Source organism: Simplicispira sp. 125 (assembly GCF_003096555.1).
In the GTDB taxonomy this organism is placed as follows: Bacteria; Pseudomonadota; Gammaproteobacteria; order Burkholderiales; family Burkholderiaceae_C; genus Simplicispira.
The window spans coordinates 2,262,890-2,279,645 of record NZ_QEKM01000001.1 but is presented as its reverse complement, the minus strand read 5'-3'; the positions used below and the strand labels follow the sequence as shown (position 1 = coordinate 2,279,645).

The following is a 16,756-nucleotide window of genomic DNA, read 5'->3' as shown; positions in this document are numbered from 1 at the left end:
CCCTGTGCCTAACCGGGAATGACCGTGACGGCAGGCAGTGTGTGGGGGTCGATGGCCTCTTGTAGCGTGCCCCCCGTGTGGATGGGTTCTGCCGGGCGCTGCAGCAGTTCCCGCACGAAGTTGGGTTGTGCCAGCAGCGCATGGTGCATAGCACCGTTGTAAAGCTGCAAATCCTTCAGTCCATGCGCGGCGATGCGGGCATCCACTTCGGCTGCGCTCAGCGCGGCAGGATCCGTGTCGCAGGAGGCCATTGCCATGCACCACAGCGTGCCGTACAGAGGCACATATTGAAGATAGGGCTGCACGATGGGAAAGGCCGTGCGCAGCGACGCAGCGATGCGCGCCATCGACTCTGGGAGATGGATGGGCGAGCCCAGGTGCAGTGACAGCACACCGCCCGGATTCAGGGCACGACGGCAGGCGGCATAGAACTCGACGGTGTAGAGATCGAGTGCCGGGCCGATCGGGTCGGTCAGGTCAAGCACGATCTGATCAAAGCGTTCGGTGCACGATTCGATCAACGCGCGCGCATCACCCAGGCGGACTTCCAAGCGCGGGTCATCCAGTGCACCATGGTGGATATTGCCCAGCCATTCGCGAGCCATGTGCACGACATCTGCGTCCAGTTCGGCGAGCAGGACGCGCTCCATGCTCGGGTACTTGAGCAATTCCTCGGCAGCGCCACCATCGCCACCGCCCACCACCAGCGCGCTGCGCGGCGCGCCATGGGCGATGGCCGGCAAATGCACCATGGGCTCGTGGTAGAAAAATTCGTCGCGCTCGGAGGTCATGAAGCAGCCGTCGATGCGCATCACGCGACCAAACAGCGCGTTGTCGAACACCTCGATGTGTTGCCAGGGGGACTGCTTTTGCGCCACCCGGGTGCTCTCGCGCAGGTAGAAACCGAAATCGGGCGTCAGGCGCTCGGCCATGTAGCGGAGTTCGGGCATGTCAGCGTTCCTTTCTGCCGTGCACGTCGTATACAGCCCATGCAAACGGCGCGGCCCCAGGCGAGGGACGCCGAGCAAGGGCCGCTCCGCAGCAAGGGCGTCGTCCCCCTGGAGGGGGAAGGCGCCGAAGGCGGCTCAGCGGGTGTTCCATTTCAGGCGCGCTCGACACGGTGCAGATGGGGGTCGGCCGGGTTGAAGGCCGCCTGGATGTCGTTGAACAGTTTTTGCGCCTTGGGGCGGTTGTCGGTGGAGTAGTTGCAGACGTAGACATCGACGGTCACGTAGCCCGATTCGGGCCAGGTGTGGATCGACAGGTGCGATTCGGCCAGCACCACCACGCCGGTCACGCCGCCGCCCTCGCCAAAGCTGTGGAACAGACTGCCCACCGAAGTCAGGTCTGCTGCTGCAACGCGGGCTTTGCAAAAATCTTCCAGATACTCTGCATCGTGCATCAGGCGGCTGTCACACAGGCAGCCATAGAGGTCGCCGATCAGGTGCAGGCCCGTGGCATTGCGTGCTTTGGGTGATGCGACGACAGGGGCGAGCGTGGGTGGCACGGGGCATAGCGTTTTCATGGGTGCGGTTTCTCCCTTTTTGCGAGGTGGGCAAAAATCGGCAGACCATGGAATGCAAGCCACGTCTGCCGCCCGGTGTGTTGCAGGCGGTGGGCACGTGGGGGAATGGGAGAAGCGTCGCCGGCCATCTTGCCGCGCCCTCGTTCCGTTGTACGTGTATGACGCCAATGCAACGCTGACAGCAATCCGCCCGGCCGGGCGAGCGGTTTTTCTGAACCCTAAATTATAGCCTTATCGGTGTGGTGTGCTTTGGGTGATGCCAAGGTCGGCCAAAACGTTGTGCCGCGCTCCGTGTTTGCACGGGTAAAAAAAGGGTCTACAGGCCCATAGGGCAATCCCTTATATGATCGTACGCCTTTGGCGCCTGCGTTTTCGCCCATGTCCCTCACCTCCCCACACTGTCCCGATCCCTTGGTCGAGCTGCGCAATGTCCATTTTGCTTATGGCGCGCAGCCGGTTTTGCGTGGGCTGTCGCTGGCGGTGCCGCGGGGCAAGGTCACGGCCATCATGGGCGCTTCGGGCGGAGGCAAGACGACGGTGTTGCGCCTGATTGGCGGTCAGCAGCGCGCCCAGCAGGGCGAGGTGCTGTTCGACGGCAAGGATGTCGGGCGCATGGATAGGGCGCAGCTTTATGCCGCACGGCGGCGCATGGGCATGCTGTTCCAGTTTGGCGCGCTGTTTACTGACATGAGTGTGTTCGAGAACGTCGCTTTTCCACTGCGTGAGCACACCGATCTGTCCGAAGCGCTGGTGCGCGACATTGTGCTCATGAAGCTGCACGCTGTGGGCCTGCGCGGAGCACGCGATCTCATGCCCGCCCAGATCTCTGGTGGCATGGCGCGTCGCGTGGCGTTGGCGCGGGCCATCGCGCTGGACCCGGAGCTGGTGATGTACGACGAGCCTTTTGCCGGGCTGGATCCGATCTCGCTGGGCACGGCGGCGCAACTCATCCGCCAGCTCAATGACGCCATGGGGCTCACCACTGTGCTTGTCTCGCATGACCTGGAAGCCACTTTCAAGCTGGCCGATCATGTGGTCATCCTGGGGCCGGGCGTCATTGCGGCGCAGGGCACTCCCGATGAGGTGCGCCACAGTAGCGACCCTTTGGTGCACCAGTTTGTCAATGCGCTGCCCGTGGGGCCCGTGCCCTTCCATTACCCGGGGCCCGATGTGGCGCAGGATTTCGGCCCGTTGGACGGGGGGGCGACATGAGCTGGTACCGCCCCTCCGATCTGGGTTTTGCCGTGCGCTGCAAGCTGGCTGATATCGGCCTGGGCGCGCGCCTGTTCGGGCGATTGTTGAAATTGTTTTCGGCGGTGTGGCAACGCCCGGGCCTGGTGCGCGACCAGGTGCATTTCTTGGGCAATTATTCACTGGCCATCATCACTGTGTCGGGCCTCTTTGTCGGGTTCGTGCTGGCCCTGCAGGGTTATTACACCTTGCAGGACTTTGGTTCGACCGAAGCGCTCGGGCAACTGGTGGCGCTGAGCTTGCTACGGGAACTCGGGCCGGTGATCACTGCGCTGCTGTTTGCCGGGCGTGCCGGTACCTCGCTCACCGCGGAGATCGGCCTGATGCGCGCGGGCGAGCAGCTCAGCGCCATGGAGATGATGGCGGTCGACCCCGAGCGCCGCATTCTCGCGCCGCGCTTCTGGGCTGGCATTGTGGCCATGCCGGTGCTGGCGGCGGTGTTCAGTGCCGTGGGCGTGGTCGGTGGCTGGGTGGTGGCGGTCGGCATGATCGGCATTGACAGCGGCTCTTTCTGGAGCCAGATGCAGGGTGGCGTGGATGTTTTTAGTGACGTGGGCAATGGCGTCGTCAAGAGCGTCGTGTTTGGTTTCACGGTGACCTTTGTGGCGCTGCTGCAGGGTTACACGGCCCGGCCCACGCCTGAAGGCGTGTCGCGGGCGACCACGCGGACCGTGGTGGTGGCGTCGCTGGCGGTGTTGGGTCTGGATTTCATCCTCACGGCCCTGATGTTCAGTATCTGAAGGAAAAGGGAAGAACGATGCAGCAGTCCAAGAACGATGTCTGGGTCGGCCTGTTCGTCATGCTCGGCGTGGTGGCGCTGGTTTTTCTGGCATTGCAGTCGGCCAACCTGCTGACGCTGAACTTCCAGACGGGCTACCGCGTGACGGCGCGTTTTGACAATATCGGGGGTCTCAAGCCCCAGGCGGCTGTGCGCAGCGCGGGCGTGGTGGTAGGGCGTGTGGAATCGATCACGTTTGATGACAAGACTTACCAGGCCCGCGTCACCCTGCAATTGCAGGATCGCTATGCTTTCCCGAAAGACAGCTCGCTCAAGATTCTCACCAGTGGTTTGCTCGGTGAGCAGTACATTGGTATCGAGGCAGGAGCCGACGAGCACAATCTGGCGGCAGGAGATGCGGTGTCCGCAACGCAATCTGCCATCGTGCTGGAAAATCTCATCAGCCAGTTTCTTTTTAACAAGGCCGCCGAAGGCGTGCCCGCAGCAGACAGCAGCAAATGACCACCGCGATGACCAAGGGCGCGCAGCGTCCTGAAAAAAAACATGCCACGGGCGCCAGCCGGGCCGCCGCCCTGGTCCTGGGCGCTCTGTTGCTGGCGGGCTGCGCCAGCGGCCCTCAGGCCCATCCGGACGACCCGCTGGAACCCTACAACCGCAGCATGACGCGCTTCAACGATGCGGTGGATGCGGCTGTCCTCAAACCAGTGGCCACGGCCTACCAGCAGGCCACGCCTGCGCCGGTGCGCACCGGAGTCAGCAACTTCTTCTCCAATCTGGGTGATGCGTGGTCGTTTGTGAACAATACGCTGCAGTTGCGGGCCGAGGGCGCGTTGTCCAGTTTCTTCCGTGTGGGCATCAACACCCTCATGGGTCTGGGCGGCGTGCTGGACGTGGCCAGCGAGATGGGGCTGGAACGGCACAAGCAGGACTTTGGGTTGACATTGGGGCGCTGGGGCATGCCGCCCGGTCCGTATCTGGTGCTGCCCATCTTGGGGCCATCCACCGTGCGCGACACACTGGCGTTGCCTGTGGATATGCGGGGCAACCCCGTGCGCCAGGTCGATCCCGTGTCGGCCCGCAACAGCCTGTATGCCCTGCGTGTGGTGGATACCCGCGCAAACCTGCTGCGCGCCGGCGAGGTGCTGGATGGTGCTGCACTGGACAAATACAGCTTTACGCGCGACGTGTTCCTGCAAGTGCGCAGCCAGCGTGCTGCTGAAGCCGCTGGACGTGATGCTGCGCCCGGCAGTGATGATGGCCGACTGCCCCCCGAGCCGCAAGAGTGAATCCGGGCACGTGTTGAAGTGAGGAAAGAATGATCAAACGACGTTATTTGGGGCGCTTGGCAGCCAGTCTGGTTGCCGTGTGGGCTTTGGCCGGGGCCGGCGTGGTGCACGCCGCCGACGAGGCGCCCGATGTGATGGTGCAGCGGCTGTCTACCGAAGTGCTGGATGCGCTGCGTGCCGACAAATCCATCAAGGCGGGCGAGCTCGACAAAGTCATTGCGCTGGTGGACAAAACCATCATGCCGAACGTGAACTTCCGCCGTATGACCGCAGCCGCTGTCGGCCCAGGCTGGCGCAAAGCCAGCCCCGAGCAGCAAAAGCGCTTGCAGGACGAGTTCAAGACCCTGTTGGTGCGCACCTACGCCGGGGCGTTGGCGCAGGTGAGCGACCAGACCATCCACGTCAAGCCGCTGCGGGCCAGCCCGCAGGACAAGGACGTGCTGGTGCGCACCGAGGTGCGGGGCCGGGGGGATCCGGTGCAACTCGATTATTGGCTGGAGAAAACCCCCGGCGAGGGCACGGGCTGGAAAATCTACAACCTCAATGTGCTGGGAGCCTGGTTGGTGGAAACCTACCGTAGCCAGTTTGCCCGGGAGATCAATGCGAAGGGCATCGACGGCCTGATCGACGTCCTGACCGCGCGCAACCAAAGCAACGCCAAGGGCTGAAGGCATGGACACGGTGCTGGCCTTGCCGGTTGAACTGACGCACCGCCAAGCCAGCGGCGTGCTCGAGCCGCTGCTGCAGGGGTTGCGTGCGGGCCCGGCATTGCACTGGGTCATCGATGCCGGTGCGCTGCGGGTGTTCGACAGTTCGGCGCTGGCCGTGTTGCTCGAATGCCGCCGCGAGGCGCTGGCGTGCCACAAAACCCTGGCCATCAAGGATTTGCCCCCGGCACTGGCGGGAATGGCTGCGTTGTACGGCGTGGAGTCTTTGCTCCCCGCGCAGGCCGCTGGGGCGTGATGCCCCCATGGCCCGTGGCGGTGCATGGCAGCCTTGGACAGCCCCTTAGGGCCAAGGCCGTAAAATCGCTGTCTCACATGCCTGCAGTCTCCTTCCAATCCGTCTCCAAGACCTATTCCACGCCCCGGGGCTCTTTTCATGCGCTCAGCGGCGTGAGCCTGGACATCGAGGAAGGCGAGTTTTTCGGCCTGCTGGGTCCCAACGGTGCGGGTAAAACCACCCTGATCAGCATTTTGGCGGGCCTGGTGCGTGCCAGCACTGGCCGCGTGCTGGTGCAAGGCAGCGATGTTCAGCAGGACTATGCCCAGGCCCGGCGCAAGCTGGGCGTAGTGCCGCAGGAATTGGTGTTTGACCCCTTTTTTAGTGTGCGCGAGGCGCTGCGCTTTCAGTCGGGCTATTTCGGCGTGCGCCACAACGACGACTGGATCGATGAACTGCTCGCCAACCTGGGTCTGACCGACAAGGCCCAGGCCAATATGCGCCAGCTCTCGGGCGGCATGAAGCGCCGTGTGCTGGTGGCCCAGGCGCTGGTGCACAAGCCGCCCATCATCGTGTTGGACGAGCCCACGGCCGGGGTCGATGTGGAATTGCGCCAGACGCTCTGGCACTTCATTGCCAAGCTGAACAAGCAAGGCCATACCGTCTTGCTGACCACGCACTACCTGGAAGAAGCCGAGGCCTTGTGCGGGCGCATTGCCATGCTCAAGAACGGGCGCGTGGTGGCGCTCGACCGTACCAGCGAACTGCTCAAGGCGGCCTCGGGCAATGTGCTGGTCTTCAAAACCGACAGCGCTTTGCCTGACGCGCTGGCCGCACAGGCCCGTGTGACGGGGCGGGTGGTGCAATTGGCGGCCAACGATGCGCAGGACATTGAGCACTATCTGGCCACGCTGCGTGAGGCCGGTGTCGAGGTGCAGGACATCGAGATCCGCCGTTCCGACCTGGAGGATGTGTTTCTCAACGTCATGGCCGCCGCAGCGGCCGCCGAGGAAGTTGCTGGCGCATCCCTGCAGCCACTGGAGCACGCATGACCGGTTGGCAGATGCTTTTCTACAAGGAGGTGCTGCGCTTTTGGAAGGTCAGCTTCCAGACGGTCGGCGCCCCCGTGCTGACCGCCGTGCTCTACCTGCTGATCTTTGGCCACGTGCTGCAAGACCATGTGAAGGTGTACGACCGCATCGACTACGTCTCCTTCCTGGTGCCCGGCCTGGTGATGATGAGCGTGTTGCAAAACGCCTTTGCCAACAGCTCATCCAGCCTGGTGCAGAGCAAGATCATGGGCAGCCTGGTGTTCCAGCTGCTCACGCCCATGTCGCACCGCGCGTGGTTTGTGGCCTATGTGGGTTCGTCCATGCTGCGCGGTCTGGTGGTGGGGCTGGGGGTTTTTCTGGTGACGCTGGTTTTTGCACTGCCCGAGCTGGCGGCGCCGCTGTGGATCATTGTGTTTGCCTTGCTGGGGGCGGCGCTGCTGGCCACGCTGGGCATCATTGCCGGGCTTTGGGCCGACAAGTTCGACCAGATGGCGGCCTTCCAGAACTTCATCATCGTGCCCATGACGTTTCTCTCGGGCGTTTTCTATTCCATCAGCTCACTGCCACCGTTCTGGCAGGCAGTGAGCCACCTGAACCCGTTTTTCTACATGATCGATGGTTTCAGGTACGGCTTTTTTGGCCAGAGCGATGCCTCGCCCTGGCTCAGCCTGGGCATCGTCGGCACGGCCTGGCTGTGCGTGAGTGCCCTGGCCCTGCAGTTGCTGCGCACCGGGTACAAGATTCGCTCATGACCCGTGTGCTGTACTCCATGGGCGGCCCGGTGCCGCTGTTTTTTGCCTGCAGGCCGATAGGGCGCAGGCTGTTTTTCCTGGGAACCTGACATGACCGCCGACGAGATCCGCAACCTCATCAGCACGGGCCTGGCCTGTGAATACATCACGCTCGAAGGCGATGGGCGCCACTGGTATGCCACCATTGTTTCGCCTGAATTCGAAGGCAAACGCGCCATTGCGCGCCACCAGTGCGTGTACGCCACGCTGGGCGGCAAGATGCAGACCGACGAAGTGCATGCCCTGTCCATGAAAACCTTCACCCCCGCCGAATGGGCGGCCCAGGCAGAGCGTTGAGCGACTTGTGTGCTATTGAAAATATAGCTTGCAGCGCTTGATAGGTAGGCTCTAGGGCCTGTTTTTACTCATATTTTGAATTGCTGACCATGGACAAGCTCCTCATCCGCGGTGGCCGCCCCTTGCAGGGCGAGGTGCCGGTCTCGGGCGCCAAGAATGCGGCCCTGCCCGAGCTGTGTGCCGCGCTGCTAACGGCCGGGCCGGTGGTGCTGCGCAACGTGCCTCGGCTGCAGGATGTGAACACCATGCTCAAGCTCATCCGCAACATGGGCGTGGTAGCCGAGCGCGGCGACGATGGCAGCGTGCGCATTGATGCCAGTGGCCTGAATACGCCCGAAGCGCCGTACGAGCTGGTCAAGACCATGCGCGCCTCGGTGCTGGCCCTCGGCCCGCTGCTGGCGCGCTTTGGCGAGGCCACGGTATCGCTGCCGGGCGGCTGCGCCATTGGCTCGCGCCCGGTGGACCAGCACATCAAAGGCCTTACCGCCATGGGCGCCGATATTGTGGTCGAACACGGCTACATGATTGCCCGCCTGCCCGAGGGCCGCACGCGCCTGCAGGGCGCACGCATCACCACCGACATGGTCACCGTGACCGGCACCGAGAACTTCCTCATGGCCGCCAGTCTGGCCGAGGGCGAGACGGTGCTGGAAAACGCCGCACAGGAGCCTGAGATCTCCGATCTGGCCGAAATGCTGATCGCCATGGGCGCGCAGATCGAAGGCCATGGCACCAGCCGCATCCGCATCCAGGGCGTCGAACAGTTGCACGGCTGCGAGCATGCGGTGGTGGCCGACCGCATCGAGGCCGGTACCTTTCTGTGCGCTGTGGCGGCCACCGGGGGTGACGCCTTTTTGCGCCATGCCCGTGCGGACCACCTTGATGCCGTGATCGAAAAGTTGCGCGAAGCTGGTGCCACCGTTGAGGCCGCGCAGGGCGGCATCCATGTGCGCAGCCCAGGTGCTGCGGCCTTGCGTGCGCAGGGTTTTCGCACCACCGAATACCCAGGCTTTCCCACCGACATGCAAGCCCAGTTCATGGCGCTGAACTGCGTGGCACAGGGCACGGCCACGGTCACCGAAACTATTTTTGAAAACCGCTTCATGCATGTGAACGAGCTGGTGCGGCTGGGTGCGCGCATCCAGGTCGATGGTCGCTTGGCGGTGTCCGAGGGCGTGCCCCGCCTCTCGGGCGCAACGGTCATGGCCACCGACCTGCGGGCCTCGGCCAGTCTGGTGATCGCCGGGCTGGTGGCCGAGGGCGAGACCGTGGTGGACCGCATCTACCACCTCGACCGCGGCTACGACTGCATGGAAGCCAAACTGCGCGGCCTGGGCGCAGACATTGAAAGAATCTGATGATTACGCTTGCTCTCTCCAAAGGCCGCATCTTCGACGAGATCATGCCGCTGCTGGCCGCTGCTGGTATCGAGGTGCTGGAAGACCCTGAAAAATCGCGCAAGCTGATTCTGGCGACCAACCAGCCTGATGTGCGCGTGGTGCTGGTGCGTGCCTCGGACGTGCCTACCTATGTGCAGTATGGCGGCGCCGACATGGGCGTGTGTGGCAAGGACACGCTGATCGAGCACAGCGCCGAATGGGGCGGTGCCGCGCGCTCGGGCCTGTTTTTGCCGCTGGACCTGCGCATTGCGCGCTGCCGCGTGAGTGTGGCCGTGCGTTCCGACTTCGACTACGAAAACGCCGTGCGCCAGGGCGCCCGCCTGCGGGTGGCTAGCAAGTACACCGCCATCGCCCGCGATTTTTTTGCCACCAAGGGCGTGCATGTGGACATGATCAAGCTCTACGGCAGCATGGAACTGGCGCCCCTCACTGGCCTGGCCGATGCCATCGTCGATCTGGTGTCCACCGGCAACACCCTCAAGGCCAACCACCTGGTGGAGGTCGAGCGCATCATGGACATCAGCTCGCACCTGGTGGTCAACCAGGCGGCGCTCAAGCTCAAGCAGGCACCGCTGCGCCGCATCATTGATGCGTTTGCCTCCGCCATTCGTCCTGAACCTTGAACCCTGAGAACCGCTTGAGCAAGGGCGTTCAGTAAATTATTCGCCACCCCCAGCTGGGCCGACTGATCTCCCTACGACAATGCGCTTGCCTCAGGCAAATTCGTGTCTGAATGCAACAGTGAATTCAAAAACTTCAGGGATCGTATGTTCAAGAAAATTGCTTTGATCGGTGTATTGGCTGTGACCGGTGTTGCCGGTGCTGCAGATGCAGACTTCACGCTTGTCAACCGCACGGGTTATGCACTCAATGAAGTTTATATCTCGCCCACGAAAATGGACAAGTGGGGCAAAGACCGTTTGGGCGACAACCAGTTGCTCAATAGCCAGGCGCGCAAGTTCAAGTTCGGTGATACCAAGCATTGCGTACAGGACATCAAAGTCGTGTTCACGGACGACGAATCTGAGGTCGAATGGGAGGGCTTCAATCTGTGTGAGCTGGACAAGATCACGCTGCGTTACAACCGCAAGACAGGCGACGTATCGGCCGATACCGAATAATCCTCCGCCTTTAATTTTCGATAGAGAGCCATGAAAGCCACACCCGTTCGTTTGCGCACCGAGAGTGCCGATTTTGAAAATGCTTTTCAGAGCCGGTTGCATTGGTCGGCCGACCAGGATGCCGCCATCGAGCAGCGGGTGGCCGACATCCTGGCCGACGTGCGCAAGCGTGGCGATGCCGCCGTGCTCGAATACACCGCCCGGTTCGACGCGCTGCAAGCCCCCACGCTGCAGGCGCTGGAGCTGACGCAGGCCGAACTCAAGGCCGCTTTTGACGCCATTCCCACCGCCCAGCGCGATGCTCTGCGGGCCGCCGCCGCACGGGTGCGCAGCTACCACGAGGCCCAAAAGAAGGCCTGCGGCGAGAGCTGGAGTTACCGCGATGCGGACGGCAGCCTGCTGGGCCAGAAAGTGACGCCGCTGGACCGCGTGGGCATCTACGTGCCCGGCGGCAAAGCGGCTTACCCGAGCAGCGTACTGATGAACGCCATTCCGGCGCACGTTGCCGGTGTGGGCGAAATCATCATGGTCGTGCCCACACCCAAAGGCGAGAAAAACCCGCTGGTGCTGGCCGCCGCGTACGTGGCCGGCGTCACGCGCGCCTTCACCATCGGCGGTGCGCAGGCCGTGGCCGCGCTGGCCTACGGCACGCAGACCGTGCCCAAGGTAGACAAAATCACCGGCCCTGGTAACGCCTACGTGGCCAGCGCCAAGAAGCATGTGTTTGGCACCGTGGGCATCGACATGATCGCGGGCCCCAGCGAAATCCTCGTGCTGGCCGACGGCAGCACGCCCGCCGACTGGGTGGCCATGGACCTTTTCAGCCAGGCCGAACACGATGAGCTGGCGCAGAGCATCCTGCTGTGCCCGGATGCGGCCTACATCGACGCCGTGCAGCGCGAAATCGACCGCCTGCTGCCCACCATGCCGCGCGCCGAGATCATTGCCAAGAGCCTGACCGGCCGGGGGGCGCTGATCCATACGCGCAGCATGGAAGAGGCGTGCGACATTTCCAACCGCATCGCGCCCGAGCACCTCGAAATCTCCAGCCACGAACCGCACCGCTGGGAGCCGCTGCTCAAGCACGCGGGCGCCATCTTCCTGGGGGCCTATACCAGCGAGAGCCTGGGCGACTACTGCGCCGGCCCCAACCATGTGCTGCCCACCAGCGGTACGGCGCGTTTTTCCTCGCCGCTGGGTGTGTACGACTTCCAAAAGCGCAGCAGCCTCATCGAAGTGAGCAAGGCCGGTGCGCAAGTGCTGGGCCCGATCGCTGCCACCCTGGCCTATGGCGAGGGCCTGCAGGCGCATGCGCAGGCCGCGGAGATGCGGTTGAGCCGGGACCCGTCATAGATTCATGTGCATCGTGAGTTTTCACGAAAATTGCCACGAGGGCATGCACAGCATGCGCAATGTGCTTCTCTTTTGATAGTGCACATGCTGGATGCCCTGGTCTTTGTGCGCCGCATCTGGGCTGGGCTGTGCCTGCTGGCATGCACAGCCCTTGCGACCCAGGCCGCCTCGGCCATGCCTTGTGACGGCGCGCAGCGCATCCGTTTGCGCGTGCCCGTGGAACTGAGCGCACAGGAGCGCGCCCAATTGCGCGCTTTGCCGCCCCTGCGCATCTTTGCCGTGAACGCTCCGCCGATGGCGCAGTATGAAAAAGACCGAGATACCTACACCGGTATCAGCCCGGATGTGTTGTGCTTCATGGCGCAGCAGACCGGTTTGCGTTACGAATTCATCACCCGCCAGGAACTGACGGTTGCCGAGAAAATCCGGCAGGTGCAGGAGGGTCGTGCCGATGTGTTCGTCCCCCTGAGCCACCAGCCTGAGCGCGCGCGCAAGGGCATTTTCACGAAGTCTTATTACGCAAGCCAATATGCCGCCATCGCCCGCAAGGGGCGGCGTCTGTCTGTGGGCGCCAGCACCGATCTGGCGCAGTACCGCGTGGGCTTCATCGGTGGTGTGGCGCTCGAACCCATTTTGCGGGACATCGTGCCTGCATCCCAGTTGCACAGCTTTGATACATCGGTGGTCGGCAAGGGCCTTTTTCAGGCACTGCGCAGTGACGCGATCGATGTGGCCGTTTTCAACACTGATTTCTTTTCGCAAGAGCGTTACCGGCATGATCTCTTTGATCTGGAAATCATCCAGACCCTGAGTGAATTCCCGCGCGCCTACAGTTTCTATTTCAGTCGTACACCAGAGCATGAACGCGTCGTTGCGGTGTTGGACCGCTATCTGGCGGTCATGGACATTTCTGCATCCCTGGAGGCGCACGAAGTGGGCGAGCGCCTGTTGATGGAGCGCTATGTGGCGCAGCGCAGCCAGCGCACTTTGCTGCTGGCGGCCAGCCTTGCTGCGGTATTGCTGGCCCTGGCGTCGTATGTAGCGCTGCGCAAGCACCGCAACCTGTCCCTGCGCTTGGCCGCCAGCCATGCACAAATTTTGGCGCAGCAACAGGCACTGCAGGCCGCCAATGAGGAGCTGGAGCGATTGAGCCAGACCGATGGCCTCACCCGCTTGGCCAACCGGCGCCACTTTGACCTGGTGCTGGCACGCGAACATGCAAACCATCGGCGCACAGGAGCTCCCTTGAGCTTGCTGCTGATCGACGTGGACCACTTCAAGCGCGTGAACGACCACTTCGGCCATGCCGTGGGCGACGACTACTTGCGTGCCGTCGCCCGCACGCTCGAACGCGGTGTCGCCCGTGCCACAGATCTGGTGGCACGCTATGGCGGAGAGGAGTTCGCCTGCCTGCTGCCCGACACTGACCCTGAAAACGCCCGTGCGGTGGCTGAGCGCATTCGTGCCGGCGTGGCGGAACTTGATCTGCCCAACCCCCAAGCCGATATTCCATACCTGACGGTGAGTATTGGCCTTGCCAGCCTGCAAGGCGGTGAATACGGTGCGCCGGACTTGTTGGCCAGTGCCGACGCCCAGCTTTACGCCGCCAAACAGGCGGGGCGCAATAACGTGCGTTCGACGGTACTCTCTTCTACGCCCGTGACGCTGTAGACACGAATTTCGCGATACACGAAATTCGTGTGACACGAATTTCGTGTAGAATAATTATTATGAAGAATCTCACCATCACCGTCGATGACAACGTGCTGGAATGGGCGCGCATCGAAGCTGCGCGACGCGGCAGCAGTGTTTCGCGCATGGTGGGAGATTTTTTGGGCGAAATGCAGCGCCGCGAGGACGCTTATGAGCGTGCCTACCTTGCCTGGCGCACCGACGAGCGTACTTGGCGCTCGACGGGTGACGACGCACAGGTCACCGCTATGTCCCCCGAGGCGCCACGCAGCGTCAGCTTGGCCCGCAGCAACGCAGCCACGGTGCCGAACCAGCCATCGCCAGCGTTGGCCACCGACGCGCTGGTGTTTGTAGATACCTCGGTGCTGGTCGCAGCCGAAGACACCTCAGCGGGCGTTCTCTATACGCAGGTGCTGAACAGGCTTGACCACCTCTGGCGCGAGCGCACTGGCCGTGTCAGCACGCAAGGTCTGACTGAATTCTATGAATCTGTCACAGGCCGCGCCCAGCATCCCCTGCCACAGGGCGATGCGCGGGCGGCCATCCGCCGCTACAACAGCTGGACACCCTGGCAGAACGACGCCGCCACGCTGGAGACTGCGTGGGCGCTGCAGGCACGCCACACCCTGGCCTGGGGTGACTGCCTGGCGCTGGCGGCTGCGCAGCACAGCGGCTGCGCAGCATTGCTGTCGCTGCACTTGCCCGAAGGTGAGCAGTACGGCGGCGTGCAGGTAGCCCACCCGTGCAGCGTGCACTTTGCCGCAGCTTGATGCTTGGCCGCATTTTGGACATTCGCCTTTGTTTTGACGGAGTGACCGACTGATGACATCCGACACATCCCTTTCCCCGGCGTTGCAGCGCATCCGTCCCGATGTGCGCGCCATGCACGCCTATGTGGTGCAAAGCTCTGATGGTCTGCTGAAGATGGACGCCATGGAAAACCCCTTCGGCCTGCCTGCTCCATTGCAGGCCGCGCTGGGCCAGCGCCTGGGCGCATTGCCGCTCAACCGTTACCCCGGCGACGGCGTGGCACGACTGCAGCACGCGCTGGCGCGCCATGTAGGCATGCCTGCCGACTGCTCTCTGGTGCTGGGCAATGGCTCGGACGAACTTATCACCCTGCTGGCGCTGGCCTGCGCCCAGCCGGGCGCCAAAGTGCTGGCCCCGGTGCCGGGCTTTGTTATGTACGCCATGAGCGCGCAGTTGCAGGGGCTGGGTTTTGTCGGCGTGCCGCTTACGCCTGATTTTGAGCTAGACGAAGCGGCCATGCTGGCTGCCATTGCCGAGCACCGCCCGGCCATCACCTACATCGCCTACCCCAACAACCCCACGGCCACGCTGTGGGACGAGGCGGTGGTGCAGCGCATCGTGGATGCCGTGGGCGCATGCGGCGGTATCGTCGCCATGGACGAGGCCTACCAGCCTTTCGCCAGCCGCACTTGGCTCGATCGCATCCGCGCAGAACCTGCGCGCAACGGCCATGTGCTGTTGATGCGCACGCTCAGCAAGTTTGGCCTGGCCGGTGTGCGCCTGGGTTACCTGATCGGCCCGGCGGTGCTGGTGGGCGAGATCGACAAGGTGCGCCCCCCTTACAACGTGAGCGTGCTCAACTGCGAGGCAGCGCTGTTTGCGCTGGAACACGCCGAAGTTTTTGCTGAACAGGCGCGCGAACTGCGCGCGCAGCGCGAAGTGTTGCTGGCCGCCTTGCGCAGCATGCCCAGCATTCTGAAATGCTGGGACAGCGAAGCCAACATGGTGCTGGTGCGCGTCCAGGACGCCGCCCGCACCTTTACTGCCATGCGCGAGCGCAAGGTCCTCGTCAAGAACGTTTCTACAATGCATCCCATGCTGGCAAATTGCCTGCGCCTGACAGTCGGCTCTGCCGACGACAATGCGCGCATGTTGCAAGCACTCCAGGCCTCACTATGACCTCTTCCGCACTCGTACCCTCCGCCACCACCGACCGCACGGCCGAAGTCAGCCGCAATACCGCCGAGACGCGCATCACCGTGCGCCTGAATCTCGACGGCACGGGCCAGTCCAGCCTGCACACCGGTATTGGTTTTTTTGACCACATGCTCGAGCAGATCGCACGCCATGGCCTGATCGACCTGGAAGTGCACGCCGAGGGCGATTTGCACATCGACGGCCACCACACGGTCGAAGACGTGGGTATCACCATTGGCCAGGCGTTCGCGCGTGCCGTGGGCGATAAAAAGGGCATCCGCCGCTATGGCCATGCCTATGTGCCGCTGGACGAAGCGCTCTCGCGCGTGGTCATCGACCTCTCGGGGCGCCCCGGCCTGGCGCTGAACATTCCGTTCACCAGCGGCATGATCGGCGCGTTTGACACCCAGCTCACGCACGAGTTTTTCCAGGGCTTCGTCAACCACGCGGGCGCCACGCTGCACATTGACAACCTGCGCGGCGTGAACGCACACCACCAGTGCGAAACCGCCTTCAAGGCCTTTGCGCGGGCCTTGCGCGCCGCCGTCGAGCGCGATCCGCGCAGTGCCGGCACTATTCCATCGACCAAAGGGTCGCTCTGAAAACTTTGGATAAAATAAGGCTCAACCGCTTATCTGGTGTGCGCTAGCAGCTATGAATTCAGTAGTAAAAATGGTGGCGGTCGTGGACTATGGCATGGGCAACCTGCGCTCGGTGTCGCAGGCCGTGCAGGCCGCCGCCGAGGGCAGTGGCTGGCAGGTGGTCGTCACCTCGCGCCCCGAGGAAGTGCGCGCTGCCCAGCGCCTCGTGCTGCCAGGGCAAGGCGCCATGCCCGATTGCATGCGCGAGCTGCACGAATCGGGGTTGCGCGATTCGGTACTGGAGGCCGCCGCTACCAAGCCATTGTTTGGCGTGTGTGTGGGCATGCAGATGCTGCTGGACCACAGTGCCGAGGGTGACACGCCGGGCTTGGGCTTGATCCACGGTGAGGTGCTCAAATTTGACCTGGCAGGCCGCATCCAGCCCGATGGCAGCCGCTACAAGGTGCCGCAGATGGGCTGGAACCAGGTGCGCCAGCTGGCCCATGGCGGTGCAGTCCACCCGGTCTGGGCTGGGGTGCCTGACAACAGCTACTTCTACTTTGTGCACAGCTTTTATGCCCGGCCACTGGAGGCGATCCACTGTGCGGGCGAGGCCGACTACGGTGGCGCCTTTGCCGCAGCGATCGCACGCGATAATATTTTCGCCACGCAATTCCACCCGGAAAAAAGCGCTGAGCATGGCTTGCAGCTGTACCGCAATTTCCTGCACTGGAATCCGTGATCGCTTGCATTCATCGCCCGCTGCCGTTACAAGTTCG

The 16,756-nt window shown here is 63.1% G+C and carries 20 protein-coding genes; 18 read left to right on the top strand and 2 right to left on the bottom strand.

The window, feature by feature from the left end:
* Window positions 1–8: 8 nt before the first annotated feature.
* Together speE and speD are read right to left on the bottom strand one after the other, a co-directional pair.
* A complete protein-coding gene (speE, locus tag C8D04_RS10720; protein WP_116004837.1) occupies window positions 9–950 on the bottom strand; it encodes a polyamine aminopropyltransferase in 942 nt (313 codons plus the stop codon).
* 152 nt (window positions 951–1,102) lie between these two features.
* Window positions 1,103–1,525: an adenosylmethionine decarboxylase gene (speD, locus tag C8D04_RS10715; protein ID WP_116004836.1), complete on the bottom strand. Its 423-nt coding sequence runs from the start codon at window positions 1,523–1,525 to the stop codon at window positions 1,103–1,105.
* Window positions 1,526–1,903: 378 nt separating this feature from the next.
* Here speD and C8D04_RS10710 point away from each other — a divergent pair, with 378 nt between their 5' ends.
* The 18 genes from C8D04_RS10710 (at window position 1,904) to hisH (ending at window position 16,719) form a co-directional block, all read left to right on the top strand.
* Entirely contained in the window at window positions 1,904–2,737 is an 834-nt protein-coding gene (locus C8D04_RS10710; protein ID WP_116004835.1) for an ABC transporter ATP-binding protein, read from the top strand.
* Window positions 2,734–3,516, top strand: coding sequence for a lipid asymmetry maintenance ABC transporter permease subunit MlaE (gene mlaE, locus C8D04_RS10705; RefSeq protein WP_116004834.1), 783 nt, complete (start codon window positions 2,734–2,736; stop codon window positions 3,514–3,516). Before C8D04_RS10710 ends, mlaE begins: the two co-directional genes overlap by 4 nt.
* Before the next feature lie 17 nt (window positions 3,517–3,533).
* Complete coding sequence (gene mlaD, locus C8D04_RS10700; RefSeq protein ID WP_116004833.1) at window positions 3,534–4,016, top strand: outer membrane lipid asymmetry maintenance protein MlaD; 483 nt, start codon at window positions 3,534–3,536, stop codon at window positions 4,014–4,016.
* 8 nt (window positions 4,017–4,024) lie between these two features.
* Window positions 4,025–4,801 (top strand): VacJ family lipoprotein, encoded by a 777-nt coding sequence (locus C8D04_RS10695; RefSeq protein ID WP_233521250.1) that lies wholly within the window; start codon window positions 4,025–4,027, stop codon window positions 4,799–4,801.
* Window positions 4,802–4,830: 29 nt separating this feature from the next.
* A complete protein-coding gene (locus C8D04_RS10690) occupies window positions 4,831–5,469 on the top strand; it encodes an ABC transporter substrate-binding protein (protein WP_116004831.1) in 639 nt (212 codons plus the stop codon).
* Window positions 5,470–5,482: 13 nt separating this feature from the next.
* The gene (locus C8D04_RS10685; RefSeq protein ID WP_116006139.1) at window positions 5,483–5,764 is read left to right on the top strand and encodes an STAS domain-containing protein; all 282 of its coding nucleotides are present in this window, start codon (window positions 5,483–5,485) and stop codon (window positions 5,762–5,764) included.
* Between the two features lie 77 nt (window positions 5,765–5,841).
* A complete protein-coding gene (locus C8D04_RS10680) occupies window positions 5,842–6,795 on the top strand; it encodes an ABC transporter ATP-binding protein (protein WP_116004830.1) in 954 nt (317 codons plus the stop codon).
* Window positions 6,792–7,547 carry an ABC transporter permease gene (locus C8D04_RS10675; protein WP_116004829.1) on the top strand — a complete coding sequence of 252 codons (756 nt, stop codon included), beginning with the start codon at window positions 6,792–6,794 and terminating at the stop codon, window positions 7,545–7,547. The genes C8D04_RS10680 and C8D04_RS10675 overlap by 4 nt, the downstream gene beginning before the upstream one ends.
* A gap of 90 nt (window positions 7,548–7,637) precedes the next feature.
* Window positions 7,638–7,883: a BolA family protein gene (locus C8D04_RS10670; protein WP_116004828.1), complete on the top strand. Its 246-nt coding sequence runs from the start codon at window positions 7,638–7,640 to the stop codon at window positions 7,881–7,883.
* 89 nt (window positions 7,884–7,972) lie between these two features.
* Window positions 7,973–9,241, top strand: coding sequence for a UDP-N-acetylglucosamine 1-carboxyvinyltransferase (gene murA / locus C8D04_RS10665; RefSeq protein WP_116004827.1), 1,269 nt, complete (start codon window positions 7,973–7,975; stop codon window positions 9,239–9,241).
* A complete protein-coding gene (hisG, locus tag C8D04_RS10660; RefSeq protein WP_116004826.1) occupies window positions 9,241–9,906 on the top strand; it encodes an ATP phosphoribosyltransferase in 666 nt (221 codons plus the stop codon). Before murA ends, hisG begins: the two co-directional genes overlap by 1 nt.
* Before the next feature lie 144 nt (window positions 9,907–10,050).
* The gene (locus C8D04_RS10655; RefSeq protein ID WP_116004825.1) at window positions 10,051–10,404 is read left to right on the top strand and encodes a hypothetical protein; all 354 of its coding nucleotides are present in this window, start codon (window positions 10,051–10,053) and stop codon (window positions 10,402–10,404) included.
* Window positions 10,405–10,434: 30 nt separating this feature from the next.
* Complete coding sequence (gene hisD, locus C8D04_RS10650) at window positions 10,435–11,757, top strand: histidinol dehydrogenase (protein WP_116004824.1); 1,323 nt, start codon at window positions 10,435–10,437, stop codon at window positions 11,755–11,757.
* An 84-nt stretch (window positions 11,758–11,841) separates the two neighbouring features.
* Complete coding sequence (locus tag C8D04_RS10645) at window positions 11,842–13,428, top strand: GGDEF domain-containing protein (protein ID WP_116004823.1); 1,587 nt, start codon at window positions 11,842–11,844, stop codon at window positions 13,426–13,428.
* Window positions 13,429–13,487: 59 nt separating this feature from the next.
* Window positions 13,488–14,219, top strand: coding sequence for a PIN domain-containing protein (locus tag C8D04_RS10640; protein WP_116004822.1), 732 nt, complete (start codon window positions 13,488–13,490; stop codon window positions 14,217–14,219).
* Between the two features lie 52 nt (window positions 14,220–14,271).
* Window positions 14,272–15,378 (top strand): aminotransferase class I/II-fold pyridoxal phosphate-dependent enzyme, encoded by a 1,107-nt coding sequence (locus C8D04_RS10635; RefSeq protein WP_116004821.1) that lies wholly within the window; start codon window positions 14,272–14,274, stop codon window positions 15,376–15,378.
* Window positions 15,375–15,998: an imidazoleglycerol-phosphate dehydratase HisB gene (gene hisB / locus C8D04_RS10630; protein ID WP_116004820.1), complete on the top strand. Its 624-nt coding sequence runs from the start codon at window positions 15,375–15,377 to the stop codon at window positions 15,996–15,998. Before C8D04_RS10635 ends, hisB begins: the two co-directional genes overlap by 4 nt.
* A 52-nt stretch (window positions 15,999–16,050) precedes the next feature.
* Entirely contained in the window at window positions 16,051–16,719 is a 669-nt protein-coding gene (gene hisH / locus C8D04_RS10625; RefSeq protein WP_116004819.1) for an imidazole glycerol phosphate synthase subunit HisH, read from the top strand.
* Window positions 16,720–16,756: the final 37 nt, after the last annotated feature.

What these genes read in the sequence shown, in the direction of transcription:
- speE (WP_116004837.1), bottom strand. Translation starts at nt 950, where the DNA reads ATGCCCGAACTCCGCTACATGGCCGAGCGCCTGACGCCCGATTTCGGT.
- speD (WP_116004836.1), bottom strand. Translation starts at nt 1,525, where the DNA reads ATGAAAACGCTATGCCCCGTGCCACCCACGCTCGCCCCTGTCGTCGCA.
- C8D04_RS10710 (WP_116004835.1), top strand. Translation starts at nt 1,904, where the DNA reads ATGTCCCTCACCTCCCCACACTGTCCCGATCCCTTGGTCGAGCTGCGC.
- mlaE (WP_116004834.1), top strand. Translation starts at nt 2,734, where the DNA reads ATGAGCTGGTACCGCCCCTCCGATCTGGGTTTTGCCGTGCGCTGCAAG.
- mlaD (WP_116004833.1), top strand. Translation starts at nt 3,534, where the DNA reads ATGCAGCAGTCCAAGAACGATGTCTGGGTCGGCCTGTTCGTCATGCTC.
- C8D04_RS10695 (WP_233521250.1), top strand. Translation starts at nt 4,025, where the DNA reads ATGACCAAGGGCGCGCAGCGTCCTGAAAAAAAACATGCCACGGGCGCC.
- C8D04_RS10690 (WP_116004831.1), top strand. Translation starts at nt 4,831, where the DNA reads ATGATCAAACGACGTTATTTGGGGCGCTTGGCAGCCAGTCTGGTTGCC.
- C8D04_RS10680 (WP_116004830.1), top strand. Translation starts at nt 5,842, where the DNA reads ATGCCTGCAGTCTCCTTCCAATCCGTCTCCAAGACCTATTCCACGCCC.
- C8D04_RS10675 (WP_116004829.1), top strand. Translation starts at nt 6,792, where the DNA reads ATGACCGGTTGGCAGATGCTTTTCTACAAGGAGGTGCTGCGCTTTTGG.
- C8D04_RS10670 (WP_116004828.1), top strand. Translation starts at nt 7,638, where the DNA reads ATGACCGCCGACGAGATCCGCAACCTCATCAGCACGGGCCTGGCCTGT.
- murA (WP_116004827.1), top strand. Translation starts at nt 7,973, where the DNA reads ATGGACAAGCTCCTCATCCGCGGTGGCCGCCCCTTGCAGGGCGAGGTG.
- hisG (WP_116004826.1), top strand. Translation starts at nt 9,241, where the DNA reads ATGATTACGCTTGCTCTCTCCAAAGGCCGCATCTTCGACGAGATCATG.
- C8D04_RS10655 (WP_116004825.1), top strand. Translation starts at nt 10,051, where the DNA reads ATGTTCAAGAAAATTGCTTTGATCGGTGTATTGGCTGTGACCGGTGTT.
- hisD (WP_116004824.1), top strand. Translation starts at nt 10,435, where the DNA reads ATGAAAGCCACACCCGTTCGTTTGCGCACCGAGAGTGCCGATTTTGAA.
- C8D04_RS10645 (WP_116004823.1), top strand. Translation starts at nt 11,842, where the DNA reads ATGCTGGATGCCCTGGTCTTTGTGCGCCGCATCTGGGCTGGGCTGTGC.
- C8D04_RS10640 (WP_116004822.1), top strand. Translation starts at nt 13,488, where the DNA reads ATGAAGAATCTCACCATCACCGTCGATGACAACGTGCTGGAATGGGCG.
- C8D04_RS10635 (WP_116004821.1), top strand. Translation starts at nt 14,272, where the DNA reads ATGACATCCGACACATCCCTTTCCCCGGCGTTGCAGCGCATCCGTCCC.
- hisB (WP_116004820.1), top strand. Translation starts at nt 15,375, where the DNA reads ATGACCTCTTCCGCACTCGTACCCTCCGCCACCACCGACCGCACGGCC.
- hisH (WP_116004819.1), top strand. Translation starts at nt 16,051, where the DNA reads ATGAATTCAGTAGTAAAAATGGTGGCGGTCGTGGACTATGGCATGGGC.